15 protein-coding genes are annotated in these 14,862 nt (G+C 63.4%); 8 read left to right on the top strand and 7 right to left on the bottom strand.

The window, feature by feature from the left end; all coding sequences use genetic code 11:
* Positions 1–166: 166 nt before the first annotated feature.
* A complete protein-coding gene (locus UNPA324_RS14425; protein WP_141934958.1) occupies positions 167–1,063 on the bottom strand; it encodes a LysR substrate-binding domain-containing protein in 897 nt (298 codons plus the stop codon).
* A 215-nt stretch (positions 1,064–1,278) separates the two neighbouring features.
* Between UNPA324_RS14425 and dctA the strand changes: the two genes are divergently transcribed.
* Genes dctA through UNPA324_RS14440 form a run of 3 tightly spaced genes read left to right on the top strand, consistent with a single transcriptional unit; the run spans position 1,279 to position 4,012 of the window.
* Positions 1,279–2,613 carry a C4-dicarboxylate transporter DctA gene (gene dctA, locus UNPA324_RS14430; RefSeq protein WP_141938873.1) on the top strand — a complete coding sequence of 445 codons (1,335 nt, stop codon included), beginning with the start codon at positions 1,279–1,281 and terminating at the stop codon, positions 2,611–2,613.
* Positions 2,614–2,637: 24 nt separating this feature from the next.
* Positions 2,638–3,138 (top strand): ureidoglycolate lyase, encoded by a 501-nt coding sequence (locus UNPA324_RS14435; protein ID WP_128922487.1) that lies wholly within the window; start codon positions 2,638–2,640, stop codon positions 3,136–3,138.
* Positions 3,139–3,172: 34 nt separating this feature from the next.
* A complete protein-coding gene (locus tag UNPA324_RS14440; RefSeq protein WP_128922679.1) occupies positions 3,173–4,012 on the top strand; it encodes a bifunctional allantoicase/(S)-ureidoglycine aminohydrolase in 840 nt (279 codons plus the stop codon).
* A 30-nt stretch (positions 4,013–4,042) separates the two neighbouring features.
* Here the strand turns inward: UNPA324_RS14440 and UNPA324_RS14445 are convergent, their stop codons facing one another.
* Entirely contained in the window at positions 4,043–4,897 is an 855-nt protein-coding gene (locus UNPA324_RS14445; RefSeq protein WP_181769398.1) for a LysR substrate-binding domain-containing protein, read from the bottom strand.
* 46 nt (positions 4,898–4,943) lie between these two features.
* Between UNPA324_RS14445 and UNPA324_RS14450 the strand changes: the two genes are divergently transcribed.
* Positions 4,944–5,984 (top strand): phosphonopyruvate hydrolase, encoded by a 1,041-nt coding sequence (locus tag UNPA324_RS14450; RefSeq protein ID WP_245471862.1) that lies wholly within the window; start codon positions 4,944–4,946, stop codon positions 5,982–5,984.
* 19 nt (positions 5,985–6,003) lie between these two features.
* Entirely contained in the window at positions 6,004–6,606 is a 603-nt protein-coding gene (locus UNPA324_RS14455; protein ID WP_128922485.1) for a metallophosphoesterase family protein, read from the top strand.
* A gap of 90 nt (positions 6,607–6,696) precedes the next feature.
* Here the strand turns inward: UNPA324_RS14455 and UNPA324_RS14460 are convergent, their stop codons facing one another.
* The 5 genes from UNPA324_RS14460 to UNPA324_RS14480 form a co-directional block, all read right to left on the bottom strand.
* A complete protein-coding gene (locus UNPA324_RS14460) occupies positions 6,697–7,251 on the bottom strand; it encodes a TIGR02281 family clan AA aspartic protease (protein WP_128922484.1) in 555 nt (184 codons plus the stop codon).
* 28 nt (positions 7,252–7,279) lie between these two features.
* Entirely contained in the window at positions 7,280–7,483 is a 204-nt protein-coding gene (locus UNPA324_RS14465) for a DUF1289 domain-containing protein (protein ID WP_128922483.1), read from the bottom strand.
* Between the two features lie 44 nt (positions 7,484–7,527).
* Positions 7,528–9,123, bottom strand: a complete 1,596-nt coding sequence (locus UNPA324_RS14470; RefSeq protein WP_128922482.1) for a sensor histidine kinase — start codon at positions 9,121–9,123, stop codon at positions 7,528–7,530.
* A 138-nt stretch (positions 9,124–9,261) separates the two neighbouring features.
* Positions 9,262–10,542 (bottom strand): sodium:proton antiporter NhaD, encoded by a 1,281-nt coding sequence (nhaD, locus tag UNPA324_RS14475; RefSeq protein ID WP_128922481.1) that lies wholly within the window; start codon positions 10,540–10,542, stop codon positions 9,262–9,264.
* Between the two features lie 114 nt (positions 10,543–10,656).
* Positions 10,657–11,529, bottom strand: a complete 873-nt coding sequence (locus UNPA324_RS14480) for an NAD(P)-dependent oxidoreductase (protein ID WP_128922480.1) — start codon at positions 11,527–11,529, stop codon at positions 10,657–10,659.
* A gap of 198 nt (positions 11,530–11,727) precedes the next feature.
* On the opposite strand from UNPA324_RS14480, the gene UNPA324_RS14485 reads away from it, so the two are divergent.
* The 3 genes from UNPA324_RS14485 to UNPA324_RS14495 all read left to right on the top strand — a co-directional run bounded on the left by UNPA324_RS14485 (position 11,728) and on the right by UNPA324_RS14495 (position 14,739).
* Complete coding sequence (locus UNPA324_RS14485; protein ID WP_128922479.1) at positions 11,728–12,165, top strand: VOC family protein; 438 nt, start codon at positions 11,728–11,730, stop codon at positions 12,163–12,165.
* 129 nt (positions 12,166–12,294) lie between these two features.
* Positions 12,295–13,431, top strand: a complete 1,137-nt coding sequence (locus tag UNPA324_RS14490; protein ID WP_141934960.1) for an Mrp/NBP35 family ATP-binding protein — start codon at positions 12,295–12,297, stop codon at positions 13,429–13,431.
* Positions 13,432–13,650: 219 nt separating this feature from the next.
* Positions 13,651–14,739, top strand: a complete 1,089-nt coding sequence (locus tag UNPA324_RS14495) for a TRAP transporter substrate-binding protein (RefSeq protein ID WP_128922477.1) — start codon at positions 13,651–13,653, stop codon at positions 14,737–14,739.
* Positions 14,740–14,862 lie beyond the last annotated feature (123 nt).

Raw genomic sequence — 14,862 nt, forward strand, 5'->3', positions numbered from 1 at the left:
TTAAGCCGCGAGGCTGCGAAGGCGTGTCTGCTTGCCTGAAGATTGACAATGCGAACTCAGCTCTCACCGCCGTCACCCTGAGGTGCGCGCTACGCGGCGCATCGCGCCGCGGAGCAAGCCTCAGGATGACGGATTTGCCTGGCGATGCGGAGGAGACACGGCAGCATCAACCCACACCCTTCCGATGATTGAGGTATCGAAGCGCGAGCTTGATGAAGTTGTGCACCACCATCGACGTCTCGTCGGCTCTGAAGACCAGAAACACGTCGGCCGTGGGCGGCGACGGCCTGATCGGACGGAAGACGATGTCGGCTGTGGTGAAGCGCGCAATCGACTGCGGCACGAGCGCCACGCCGAAACCCGCGGCAATCAGACTTGGGATCGACTGGGCATCGACGACCTGCTGAGACACTCTTGGCAGGAAGCCGGCATCGACACAGCAGGTCTGCACGTAGCGTGCGAAATCGGAGCTGTTCGGATCCAGGACGACGTGATCCTCGGACGCCAGTTCGCCGAGCGCGATGCGCTTGCGGCGGGCCAGATGATGGGTGCCGGGCATTGCGAGAACGACCTCTTCCCGCCATGCAAGCTTGCTGGTCAGGTCGCGCTCGCCGGGAATTCCGCGAATGAGACAGATATTGGTCGTGCGGCTGAGCAGCGCCGCGATCTGCAGTGCCGGCGCCTGCTCATGCACCGTCATCTTGACCTGCGGAGCGACCTTCCGGTAGGCCGCGAGCAGCTCTGCGAGACGGCCGCGCAGGATCGAGCCGGTCGCGCCGACATCCAGCGTTCCGATCAGGCCAGCTCCGATCGACCGCGCCTCGTCTTCCGCGGCTTTGACCTGTTGCAGGATCGCGCGGCCCCGCACGAGCATGGCCTCGCCCGCCTGCGTCAGCTCGACCCTGCGGCTGGTCCTGTAGAGGAGCGGGGTCGCGAGCTCTGCCTCGAGGGCCTGGATATGTTGGCTGAGCGGCGGCTGCGAGAGGTTCAGCCGCCGGGCCGCGAGGGTGAAGCTGCGCTCTTCGGCAACCGCGATGAAGTACCGGAGCTGGCGGAGATCCATAGCGAAAACCTATCAATCGTGTCGCTCTATATATTGGACTTGATGTCGCACCTGGTCAACGAATGACCGGCGGAGCCCTCCAAGCGTCCTGTCGCCGCGAAACGCTCCGTCCGCAGCGATCTCACGTCGCCGCCAACGACAACAATGGCGAAGGCTCCGGCCGACCAAGCCAGATGGAAGCCCAGCGAGCGAGGAAGGCCATGCCCATGTTCTTCATGCCCAAGATCTTCAAGTCACTCTTCTTCCAGGTCGTCGTTGCACTCGCGGCCGGCATTGCGCTCGGCGTCGCCTATCCCGATACCGCATTGCAGATGAAGCCGCTGGGTGATGGCTTCATCAAGCTGATCAAGATGCTGGTGCCGGTGATCGTGTTCTGCGTCGTCGTGCAGGGAATTTCGGCGGCCGGCGACCTTTCAAAGGTTGGAAGGGTCGGCATTCGTTCGCTTCTCTATTTCGAGATCGTTACCACCGTTGCCTTGGTGTTTGGCATTGCGCTTGCCTATTATTTCCAGCCGGGCGCCGGAATGAACATCGATCCGAAGGCGTTGGACGCCAAGGCGCTCAGCGGGTTCAGCCAGACGGCGGCCCAGGTCGCCGGCGGGGGCATCTCCGAATTCCTGATGAAGCTCATTCCTTCGACGCTTGTCGGGGCTTTCAGCTCCGGCGACGTTCTGCAGGTCCTGATCGTCTCGATCATGTTCGGTTGCGCCGTGTCACTGTGCGGCGAACGCGCGAGGCCAGTCGTTGAGTTCGTCGAGCGGGTGAACGAGATCATCTTCAAGATGATGAACTTCGTCGTCCGGCTCGCGCCGATCGGTGTCTTTGGTGCGATCGCCTTCACGGTCGGAAAATACGGCATCAGTTCGCTCAAGCAGCTCGGGGGCCTCGTTGCCCTGTTCTATCTGGCAGTGGTTCTGTTCGTGGTCGTCGTTCTCGGCGCGATCATGCGGCTTTCCGGCTTCAGCCTGTTCAAGCTGCTGGCCTATCTGCGCGAAGAGCTGTTGATCGTTCTCGGGACGGCCGCGGGCGACAGCGTGCTGCCACAGACCATGCGTAAGCTCGAGCTGCTCGGGATCAAGCGATCGACCGTCGGTCTGGTGATCCCGACCGGGTACTCGTTCAATCTGGATGCGTTCTCCATCTACTTGACCCTGGCGGCCGTCTTCATTGCACAGGCGACGAATACGCCGCTTGCCACGGGCGACCTGCTGGCCATCCTCGGCGTCGCGTTGCTCACCTCCAAAGGTGCTCATGGTGTCCCGGGCTCGGCCATCGTCGTCCTCGCTGCGACGCTGGCCGCCATTCCGGCCATCCCGGCGATTGGACTGGTGCTCATCTTGTCGGTAGACTGGTTCATCGGCATCGCCCGCGCGCTCGGCAACTACGTCGGAAACTGCGTTGCGACAGTCGTCGTCGCCTCATGGGAGGGAGACCTCGATCACGCGAAGGCGCGTCGCATTCTGAACGGCGAGATTGACCCTTCAGTCGAGAATCTGCGATTGGATCCAAACAGTGCGGATGCTCCGGTCGCAGGTCTGCAGACTCTTTGAACACGGTGGCGCTTGAGGCCCGCAATGGTGACACTCTCGATCGAGCCTTTGACGCAGCAGGCATTCGCTCCGTTCGGAGACGTCGTCGAGACGGAAGGTAACACGCCGCTGTCGATCAACCAGGGTTACGCTCAGCGCTTTGACGGGCTCGCCCATATCGACATTGCCACGGAAGGCGGACAGGTCAACATCGGCTGGTTTGTCGCCTCAGTGCGGCCTGCGCCGATCGCGATCCGCCTGATGGAGCGCCATCCGCTTGGAAGCCAGATGTTCGTCCCCCTGAACGGAGCGGATTGGCTCGTGGTCGTTTGCACAGACCCGGGCGTCCCCGCCAGCTACCGGGCGTTCGCGGCAAAGGGCCACCAGGGCGTGAACTATGCTAGAAACTGCTGGCACCATCCGCTCCTGGTTCTGAAGGACGCAAGCGCGTTCCTCGTCGTCGACCGCAAGGGGGATGGCGCCAATCTCGAAGAACACTGGCTGAGCGAGCCGATGCAGATCGGTGTTCAGTCAGCTGCAAGCTGATACGTCCGATCGGTAACCTTCACGAGGCTTGATGATGTCGTCGCGCACCTATCACGTACCGCAGGGCGGCCATCCGCCCCAGACGGACCTGCTGAGCGGCCGCGCGGTCTTTACGAACGCATACGCCGTCATCCCGAGCGGCGTGCAACGCGATATCGTCGTCAGCTACCTGCCGCATTGGGACAGCACGCGCGTCTGGGTGTTGGCGCGACCGCTCTCCGGCTTCGCCGAGACGTTCTCCCATTATCTCATGGAGATCGCGCCGGCCGGAGGAAGTGACATGCCAGAGCCGGACAAGGATGCCGAGGGGGCGTTGTTCGTCGTCGGCGGCAAGTTGAGTCTCAAATTGGCCGATGGTGAATTTGAGCTGCGGCCCGGCAGCTTCGCCTACGTGCCTCCGGGCTGCGCCTGGAGCATTCGCAACCGCGGCCTGGACCCTGCACAGGTTCACTGGATCCGCAAACTGTACCAGCGCGTGCCGGGGGTGGCCGTGCCCGAGGCCATCGTGATCAACGAAGACTCCATCGAACCGATCGCGATGCCGGGCACAGAAGGGAGGTGGGCGACCACCCGCTTCGTCGATCCGGCGGACATGCGCCACGACATGCACATCACCATCGTGACGTTCGAACCGGGTGGGACGATTCCCTTCGCAGAGACGCATGTCATGGAGCACGGATTGTATGTCCTCGAGGGCAAGGCCGTTTACCGTCTCAATCAGGATTGGGTGGAGGTCGAGGCCGGAGACTACATGTGGCTGCGCGCATTCTGCCCGCAGGCCTGCTACGCCGGAGGCCCCGGCCGGTTTCGCTATCTGCTCTACAAGGACGTCAACCGTCACATGAATCTGCGGCAGGGCCCGCCGCTGGTTTAGCCTGCTGCGCCCGCCCGCTTGGCGAGCCCGTCACCGCCCTGCCTGCGCGAGAAGCCAATCCAGAAACAGCCGTCCGGCCCGGTCCTTCATCGCCGTTCTGTAGAGGACATGGAAGCCAGGGCCAACCAGCGTGCGCTCCGGAAACGGCGCGACCAGTCTTCCGCTCGCGAGGTCGTCCTGGATCAATGCGAACGGCCCGACCGCGGCGCCGAGGCCGTTGATCGCAGCCTGCAGGGACAGGAAGAAATGATCGAAGTACGGTCCGGCAACTGTTTCTCCGATCACGACGCCACTGGCGCCGAACCACCCCCTCCAGGCGTCGGGTCGCGATTTGAGGTGAAGAAGCGGCACGGCTAGCAGATCTCGCGGAGCATTTATGCTGTGCTTCTCGAGCAGCATGGGGCTCACGAGCGCCGTCGAAACGTCATCGGCGATTTTCCCGCAAGAGTGATCGCTGCGCCGCATGACGTCACGGCGAATGATGAAATCAAAGGGCTCGCCGAGCTGATCGATCTCGTCGGTCGGAGATGTCGACAGGCGCAGTTCGATCGAGGGATTCGCCAATTGAAATGACGATGTCTGCGGGATCAGCCAGCGCATCGCGAAAGACGGTGTCGCGTTGATCTTGAGAATTCTGCCTGGCCTGCGCCGCGCCAGTTGTTCCGACGCGATCGCCAGACGATCCAGACACGCCCTGACATCCGCGAGGTAGGTTGATGCCTCCAGCGTCGGCTCGATCCCGCGCCCTGAGCGGCGGAAGAGAGACCGGCCGAAATACTCTTCCAGAATCCTGATCTGCTGACTGACCGCGCCGTGAGAAACACACAGCTCTTCGGCAGCGGCGGTCACGCTCGAGTGTCGGGCGACCGCTTCGAAGACCTTCAATGCTCTCAGGGGCGGTAAGCGTCTCATGATTTAGAAAATCTAACAGATGGATGCGAATTTCGGGATGGTCTGGAGGAATTATCTCATACAATTATCGCTTCAGAAAGGCGATCGCGCCGCAGCTGCCGCGCTGTCAGCTCGTGAGTATTCCTATCATTTTGCCCCGGGCCGGATCCGCGCCTGCTTTGGACGCACGGAGGAAATAAAGATCATGAACGGCAAAGGACATCTGCTCAGGGACAAGATGGCCAATTCCGGTCTCGTCCAGATCATGGCGGCGCATAGCCCGTTGTCCGCGCTGCTCGCGCAGGAGGCGGGGTTTGACGGCATCTGGGCGTCGGGCTTCGAGCTCTCGGCGCTGTACGGTCTTGCCGATGTCAGTCTGATTTCGATGACGCAGCACCTCGACATGATGCGTGCCATGGCCGAGCGGGTGGATCTACCGATTGTTGCCGACATCGACACCGGCTTTGGCAACGCCATCAATGTGATTCACGCGGTGCAGCAGTATGAGCGCGCTGGGGCCTCTGCTGTCGTCATCGAGGATAAGTCGTTTCCGAAGGTGACCAGCCTCGTGACGGATGGCCGCCAGGAGTTGCTGCGGATCGAGGAGTTTCAGGGCAAGATCGAAGCCGCGTGTCAGACGCGAAAAGATGCCGGCTTCCTGGTGGTCGCGCGCGACGAGGCGTTGATAGCCGGGCTGGGAGAGCAAGAAGCACTGAAGCGGGCTGCGGCCTATGAGGAGGCCGGGGCGGACATGGTCCTGATCCATTCCAAGCGAAAGACGCCCGACGAGGTGGAGAGTTTCGTGCGCGCCTTCAAGGGCAGGGTGCCGCTCGTTATCGTTCCGACCGCGTATCCCGAGATGACGACGGAACGCATTCGTGCGCTCGGAAAGATCAAGATGGTCATTTACGGCAACCACGCGATCCGCGCAGCCGTTATGGCGATGAAGGATGTTTTCGCCGCCATCCTGAAGGATGGCGGCATCCAGAATGTCGACAGGGTAATCGTCTCCGTCGAGGAGATCTTCCGTCTGCAGGGCATGGATAAAGTCAGGGCCGACGAGAAGCGCTATCTGAGATGAGCAAAGAGAGACGGCGCTGATGAAGATCTTGGCCTTTAGCGACTTGCATCGAGACAGTGATGCCGCACAGGCTATCGTCGGTGCCTCGCGAGAGGCCGACGTCGTGGTGGGCGCCGGCGATTTCTCAACCCAGGGGATCGGGCTGCGCGAGACGGTTGATCTGCTCCGCGCCATCACCGTTCCCATGGTCCTCGTCGCTGGCAACCATGACGACCTGAACGAGTTGCGGCGTGCCTGTTGTATCAACACTGCCATCCACGTTCTTCATGGCGAAGCCGTGACAGTTGAAGGCGTGCCGTTCTTCGGCCTCGGATTTGAAATCCCCGCGGGTCGGCGGGACGAGTCCTGGAATCGGCGGCTCGGTGAGGCGGAGGCGGCGGATCTGATCCGCGGGTGTCCGCCGGGGGCGGTTCTCGTCACTCACTCGCCGCCGTTCGGCTGCGCCGACGTTCAAAGGGACGGCGCCCACGAAGGCAGCCACGCTATCCGCGATGCCGTCCTGTCGACGAAGCCGCGGCTCCATCTATGTGGTCACATCCATCACGCCTGGGGCAGATCCGGCATTCTCGGCGAGTGCCGGGTTCACAATCTGGGCCCAACGGTGAATTGGTTCGTCACTTAGGTGCATGCAGATCGCACCTTCATGCTCTCGCGGTTTGTTGTGGCCAGGAATGAGAGTCCGCTCGAATGGCGCCGCACGTCCCGTTGCGACCTAGTCCATCGCCGTGCGCGAGCGGCGGTGGCTGCTCTGAAGCTCGGGATAGCCGGTCAGCATCAGCTTGTCGGCGCGGACGCCCCAGCTCTCCAGGCGGTCGAGGAAGCTCATCCCGAGCAGGTTGGTCTTCATCTGCCCGCGTTGGACGACGAGGGCCGGCACCGATTTCTCGACGAGATGACCGACGGAGAGACGGTCGAGCGTGAGGCGGGCCGCCTTGGTATGGCCGCCCGCGGTTTCGAGATCGACATCGTATTCGAGCATCTCGAGCGGCAGCCCGATGGCTTTCGCGGTTTCCCACGTCAGCACCACCGACGTCGCACCGGTATCGATCACCATCGGCGCCGCGACACCATTGATCTTCGCGCGCAGTGCGAATTCGCCGCCCTGGCCGCGTGGGATCTGCACGGCGGGGGCGGCCGCCACCGTCTGCGCGCGAAAGATGTGCGAGACCTTGTGGCTGGCGCGCGCGATCTGCTCGGGATCGCCATAGGCGACGACCGCGCCTGCCGTGCCGGCGAGCGTGACGAGAACGAGCAGGAAGCGGATCATCGGGCGCCTCCGGAGGCGCGCAGGCCGGTCAGGTGCGTTTCGGCGATGGCGCGATCGACGCAAGTCCGGCTTCCGTCATGCGTGCCGGCAACAGGGCCATGACCGCGAGCCGTTCGGCGCTTTCCATGGCGTGCCAGCGCGCGATCTCGGGCAGGGTCCGGCCGCAGCCGAAGCACAGCTTGGTCCTGGGATCGATCATGCAGACGGCGACGCACGGCGTTTCTTTGCTCATTCGGATATAGTGGGGGATTGTCGGGCATCTCTGCAAGCTTCTGGTTAAGAGCCCGTGCCGGCGCTCATGATCGGCTTGTGGCGCGGCCGGCGCTTCTCATCGGGCAGTACGGAATTCTCCGGCTGGAGCGGTGGAGAATCATCCGACAGCGGCGCAAGCGCGCTCATCACACGCTCCGGCGGGAAGGTGACGATCACCTCGGTACCGATGCGCAGCTTCGATTTCAGCGTGAACGTGCCGCCATGCAGGTCGATCAGATTCTTGGCGATCGGCAGACCGAGCCCTGCGCCCTGTTCGGCCGATTTGATCGAGTTGGAGCCCTGGCCGAACGAGGCGAGCACGACCGGGATCTCGTCCTCGGGAATGCCGGAGCCGGTATCCCTCACCGAGAGGTATTGTCCGCCCGAAGCGGTCCAGCCGGCCTTGAGCCAGATCTCGCCGCCCTGCGGCGTGAACTTGATCGAGTTGGAAATCAGGTTGAGCACGACCTGGCGGATCGCGCGCTCGTCGGCCCAGAGCCGCGGCATTGCCTGCTCGAACACTTCGTGGATGGTGATGCCGCGGCTCGAGGCGCGCAGCTTCATCAGATGGTGGCAGTCGGCGACGATGCCGACCAGCGACACTGCTTCCTCGTTGAGCTCGTAGCGGCCGGCCTCGATCCGCGACAGATCGAGGATCTCGTTGATGAGGTTGAGCAGGTGGACGCCCGAATTATGGATGTCGGCCGAGTACTCCTTGTAGACAGGCACCGCATGCGCGCCGAAGATCTCGCTCTTCATCACCTCGGAAAAGCCGAGGATCGCGTTCAGCGGCGTGCGCAGCTCGTGGCTCATCTGCGCGAGGAAGCGCGATTTGGCGACATTGGCGGATTCGGCGCGGTGGCGCGCTTCGTCCGAGATCGCCTTGGCCTGTTCGAGCTCGCCGATCAGCGCGTCCTTTTCGGCGCGCGCTTCCAGCGTGGCGAAGGTGGAGGAGTGCAGGCGATGCGCCAGCAGCACGAAATAGCCTTCGGCGGCGAGCGCGAGCGCGGCCAGGATATAATTGTCCAGCGAGCCGGTCATCGCAAAGCTCAGCGCCATGGCGACCGCGACCGGCGCGGTGGCCGCAAGGGCTGCGATCGGCAAGTTCGCGGCGACCATGCTCGATACTGCAATCACCAGCAGCATCAGGAACATCATCAGCGTTTCCGTGACCATGTCGAGCACGGGGTGGATCAGGATCGCCATCCAGCACAGGCCATAGAGCAGATCGAGCACGACGAAGCGCGTCCGCCATGCGCGCGTCGCCGCGGGCGAGGCGGGCTCGGTCAGGAAGCGCCGGCAACTGCGGATCATCGCCGCGTGGATGCAGAGCATGCCGACCGTCCAGGCTGCGGCGGGGATCGGCTGCATCCACAGCCCGAACAGCACCCCGGTCGCGACCACCAGCAGCATCACGACATAGGAAGCCGACAGCCGGGTCTGGGCATATTGGCGCAGCATCTCGGCGTCGAAGGCCGGTCGGGTTCCGCTGGTCGACGTTAACCTGTCGCGCGCCTCGCGCACCCGCTGCGCCGCAGCCCTTCGGCTGCTCGCCGATGGAGCGCTCACCGGCTCGGCCGGAAGCTGCACAACCTCGGGCTTTTCAGCGGGGTTACTCATCAAGCAACAACGATTCCTGCCCACGCCGGACGCGGGCCTTCTGCATTGTCTATCTCTGGCAAGAAATCCTTAAGAGGTGACTTAAGGAGCTAAAGAATTACGTTAACCCGGCGTTAATTTGGATCTCGCCGGCGCCGTTCAGTGCAGCGCCGCGTGCTGCACGATGTAGACCATCGCCCCCGCCAGATAGCCCGCGAGCGCCGGACCTGCGATGCGGCGGGCGTACCAGAAGAACTCGATCTTCTCGAGTCCCATGGCGGCAACGCCCGCGGCCGAGCCGATGATCAGGATCGAGCCGCCGGTTCCGGCGCAATAGGCGATGAACTCCCAGATGAAGCTGTCCGGCGGATATTGCACCAGATTGTACATGCCCATCGTGGCGGCGACGAGCGGCACGTTGTCGATGATGGCGCTCAAGAGGCCAAGCAGGATGACGATGATGTCGAGACGGCCGACCGTGGCGTCGAGCCATTTCGCGAGTAGCTCAAGGACGCGGGCGTGCTCCAGGCACGCGACGGCCATGAGGATGCCGACGAAGAACACGATCGAGCTCATGTCGATGCGCGCCAGCGCATGGACGAGGGTGAGGGGACGGCGCGCATCCTCGTCCTTGTGGCGGTGGACGATCTCGCCGACCAGCCAGAGGATGCCCAGCCCGAAAAGGATACCCATGAACGGCGCGAGATGCGTCACGGCCTTGAAGACCGGAACGGCAACCAAGGTGCCGAGCCCGAGATAGAACATCAAATTGCGCTCGAACAGCTCGACCCTGAGGGCCTTCGCTTGTTCCTGCAACGGGGGCACGATGTTCTTGCCCCTCAGCGAATAGCCGATGATGAGCAGCGGGATCAGCAGGTTGAGCAGCGACGGCAGGAACACCGCCTTCATGATGCTGACGGGAGAGATCTGGCCACCGATCCAGAGCATGGTCGTGGTGACGTCGCCGATCACGGTCCAGGCGCCGCCGGCATTGGCGGCGATCACGATGATGGAAGCGAACAGCAGGCGATCGCCCTTGTTGCCGATCAGCTTTTGGATCAGCGAGATCATCACGATGGTGGTCGTCAGATTGTCGAGGATCGAGCTCAGGAAGAACGTCACGAAACCGATGATCCACATCAGCGTGGTCTGCTTCGTGGTGCGGATCACCGAGGTGATGACTTCGAAGCCGTTGTGGGCGTCGATCACCTCGACGATCGTCATGGCGCCGATCAGGAAGAAGACGATTTGCGCGGTCGAGGCGACCGATTCGTCGAGCTGGTGGTTGACGAGCGAGGCGTCACCGACGGACATCGCGTAGATGGTCCAGAGCAGGCCCGCTCCCAGCAGAGCCGAAGCGCTCTTGTTGACGCCCAGCGGATGTTCGAGCGCGATGGCAGCGTACGCAACGATGAAAACGACGGCTATCACGCTCAGCAAGTCAGTCCCCCCGGAATTCGTTTTTCGGCTCGATGCGGGCCTCGTCGCGGCGCAAGCGCGGCGTCGAGACCCGTGACGGTCGCAGCAGCCCGGCCCCGACCGTCGACGCGTTCCTCAGCGTTGCAGGCGCGCGAGCAGGCTCGATGTGTCCCAGCGCTTGCCGCCCATCTTCTCGACCTCGGCATAGAACTGGTCCACGAGTGCGGTCACCGGCAGGGTGGCACCGTTGCGACGCGCTTCAGCCAGCGAGATCGAGAGGTCCTTGCGCATCCATTCGACCGCGAAGCCGAAATCGTACTTGTCTTCGTTCATGGTCTTGTAGCGATTCTCCATCTGCCAGGACTGCGCGGCCCCTTTCGAGATGGTCTCGATCACAGCAGTGACGTCGAGCCCGCTCTTCTTGGCGAAGTGGATACCCTCGGAGAGACCCTGCACGAGACCGGCGATGCAGATCTGGTTGACCATCTTCGTCAGTTGGCCGCTTCCGGCGGGCCCGAGCAGTTTGCACATCCGCGCATAGGCGCCCGTGATGATCGGCTCGGCGCCGGAATAGGCATCGGGCGCGCCGCCGCACATCACCGTCAGCACGCCATTCTCGGCGCCGGCCTGGCCGCCGGAGACCGGCGCATCGACGAATTTGAAGCCCACCTTGGTGGCGGCTGCATCCAGCTCACGTGCGACCTCGGCAGAGGCGGTGGTGTGATCGACGAAGGTCGCACCCTTCTTCATACCGGCGAAGGCGCCGTCGGCGCCGATCGTGACCGCGCGCAGATCGTTGTCGTTGCCGACGCAGCACATCACGAAATCCTGACCTTCGGCGGCCGCCTTCGGGGTCGCTGCGGTCTTGCCGCCGAACTTGTCAGCCCATTCCTTCGCTTTGGCCGCGGTGCGATTGTAGACGGTGACCTCATGGCCCCCTTTTTTCACGAGGTGTCCGGCCATGGGGAAGCCCATGACGCCGAGACCGAGGAAAGCGACTTTAGCCATGTGTGGTACCTTGTCCGTAGTTTTGAGTTTTACGGTTGTAGCCGGGCGAGGGCGCCGGGCGGCGCCCTCGAAGTTCCGCTGCGAGGGCGGATCGGAGGCGCACCATAAACCGTTAAGCCGGGAGGGCAACGGCTTCGTTTGGCGGCCCCCTGTGCTAGGATGGCGGGACCTAAGGACTTCGAAAAAGGGAGCGAGAGCATGGGCGGTGTGAGCGTTGGCGTCCTCGATCATTTCAACATCCGGACCCGGAATCTGGCCGAGACCGTCCGTTTCTACGAGGACGTGCTGGGCCTGGAAAAAGGCGCCCGGCCGAATTTCGCCTTCCCCGGCGCCTGGATGTACAGCGAGGGCAGGGCGGTGGTGCACCTGGTCGATATTTCCGCGACAGCGGAGCCACAAAAGCCGGATTCCGGCGTTGTCCATCATGTCGCCTTCGTCAGTCGCGGCTTCGACGGCATGAAGCAGAGGCTGGCTTCCAAGGGGATGAAGTTCGACTCCCGCCAGGTGCCCGGCGGCGACCTCTGGCAGATCTTCGTTCACGACCCCAACGGGGTCATGATCGAGCTGAATTACGAGGCCGCCAAAGAGCAGGGGTCGGCGCCCGCCGAGATGGCTGACGATATCGGCAGGCAGTAGCCTTTTGGGCGTTTCCGCTCTAATGGGGCATCCTAAAGTCTCGAGCATGACCTTGCCGGAAAGCCGCCCACGCTCTGCGCTGGTGCGGCCCTTCCGGGTCCGGATCAGGCTCCGTCCAGGAGATGCACCTTGAGTGTGACGCAGCAACAGGTTCTCGACAGCCTCGCCAGGATCAAGTCGCCCCGCGGGGTCGCGCTCACCAATGCCAATGTGCTGAGCGCGATCAGCGCGTCCGACGGCAAGATATTCTTCTCGATCAATGTCGATGCCGCCGAGGCCAGGGCCTGGGAATCCATCCGGGCCGAGGCCGAGGCCGCCGTGCGCACCATCCCCGGCGTCACCACCGTCATGGTGGCGCTGACCGCCGAGCGTAAGCCGGGCTCCGCACCGCCGCGGCCTCCGCAACCCAGTCGCGGCGCGCCGGGCGTGCAGCCGGCCCATGCCCATAAGCCGCCGCAGGGAGGCGGGTCGCCCATGGCGCGGCAGTCGGAGATTCCGGGCGTCGCCGCCGTGATCGCGGTCGCCTCCGGCAAGGGCGGCGTCGGCAAGTCGACCACCGCGTTGAATCTGGCGTTGGGCCTGCGCGACCTCGGCCTCAAGGTCGGGCTGCTCGATGCCGACATCTACGGCCCCTCGGTGCCGCGCCTGACGGGCCTGCGCGACAAGCCGGAACTGAACGACGAGCGCAAAATGATTCCGCTTCGGCGCTTCGGCCTCGCCATCATGTCGATCGGCTTCCTGGTCGAGGAAGAGACCGCGATGATCTGGCGCGGTCCCATGGTGATGTCGGCGGTGACGCAGATGCTGCGCGACGTCGAATGGGGCAAGCTCGACGTGCTGGTCGTCGACATGCCGCCGGGCACCGGCGATGCCCAGCTCACCCTGGCGCAGAACGTGCCGCTCAAGGGTGCCGTGATCGTCTCGACCCCGCAGGACCTGTCCCTGATCGATGCGCGGCGGGGGCTTGCCATGTTCAAGAAGGTCAACGTGCCCGTGCTCGGTATCGTCGAGAACATGAGCTATTTCCAGTGCCCGCATTGCGGCACGCGGTCGGACATTTTCGGCCATGGCGGAGCGCGGCACGAGGCCGAGAAGCTCGAGGTCCCGTTCCTCGGCGAGATCCCGCTGCACATGGCGATTCGCGCCACCTCGGATGCCGGCAATCCCGTCGTCGATAGCGAGCCGGACGGTCCCCATGCGGCGATCTACCGTGCCATTGCAGGGCAGGTCCGGGACCAGCTCAAGGGCGTCATCGCGGCGGCCTGAATCGGCCGCCCGTGGCACACCTGCTCGTTCCCTCGGAGGACATGCGACTTTCGTAGAGCCTCGTCATGCCATTGTCGCGTTCCGAAACCGGGCCGTCCGTGTTAAAGGCCCACGGCAGTCCAAGCCCCTTCGGTGCGACGCGCCCTGGCGCGTCGCCGGAATCAGCGGCGGCACAAGAGAAGTTTAAGGGGAAACGCCCCAGCAAGGAGAAACCTGAAGATGAAGCGTCGTGATTTTCTGAAAGTGTCGGCAGCAGGCGCGGCGGCGACCGCAGTGGCCTCGCCGGCGATCGCGCAATCCTCGCCCGAGGTGAAGTGGCGCTTGACTTCGAGCTTCCCGAAGTCGCTCGATACCATCTATGGCGGTGCCGAGCAGGTGGCGAAGTACGTCGCCGAGATGACCGACAACAAATTCCAGATCCAGGTGTTCGCCGGCGGCGAGCTCGTCCCGGCGCTCCAGGCGCTCGATGCGACCTCCAACGGCACCGTCGAGATGTGCCACACCGTCTCGTACTACTATGTCGGCAAGGATCCGACCTTCGCGATCTACGCCTCGGTGCCGTTCGGCCTCAACGCGCGCCAGCAGAACTCCTGGTGGTACCAAGGCGGCGGCATGGAGCTCGGCAACGAGTTCTTCAAGAAGTCGAACGTAATCGGCCATGCTTGCGGCAACACCGGCACCCAGATGGGCGGCTGGTTCCGCAAGGAGATCAAGACTGTCGCCGATCTCTCCGGCCTCAAGATGCGGATCGGCGGCATTGCCGGCCAGGTGCTTCAGAAGGTCGGCGTGGTGCCGCAGCAGCTCGGCGGCGGCGACATCTATCCGGCGCTGGAAAAGGGCACCATCGATGCGGCCGAGTGGGTCGGCCCCTATGATGACGAGAAGCTCGGCTTCGCCAAGGTGGCGAAGTACTACTATTATCCGGGCTTCTGGGAGGGCGGTCCGATGGTCCATGCCTTCACCAACCTCGACAAGTGGAATTCGCTGCCGAAGAGCTACCAGGCGATCCTCGCCAACGCGACGGCGAACGCCAACAGCTGGATGGCCGCGCGCTACGACATGCAGAACCCGGCGGCGCTGAAGCGTCTGGTCGCCGGCGGCACTCAGCTTCGTCCCTTCACCAACGAGGTGCTGGAAGCCTGCCTCAAGGCAACCAACGAACTGTGGGGCGAGATCTCGGCCAAGAACGCCGACTTCAAGAAGTCGATCGACGCCATGCAGGCCTACCGCTCTGACGAATATCTGTGGTGGCAGGTTGCCGAATATACCTACGACAGCTTCATGATCCGCTCGCGCACGCGCGGCTGATCGCCTAGTCCTAAAGTCGCAAGACCGGAAAGCCCGGCCTCCATGGAGGCCGGGCTTTTTCTTTGCCGCAGTGCGATCGGGATGGCATTCGGCCGCGGCTTGCGTCATGCTGTTCCCCAAGCC

This window comes from Bradyrhizobium sp. UNPA324 (genome assembly GCF_006658635.1).
GTDB lineage: Bacteria > Pseudomonadota > Alphaproteobacteria > Rhizobiales > Xanthobacteraceae > Bradyrhizobium > Bradyrhizobium nanningense.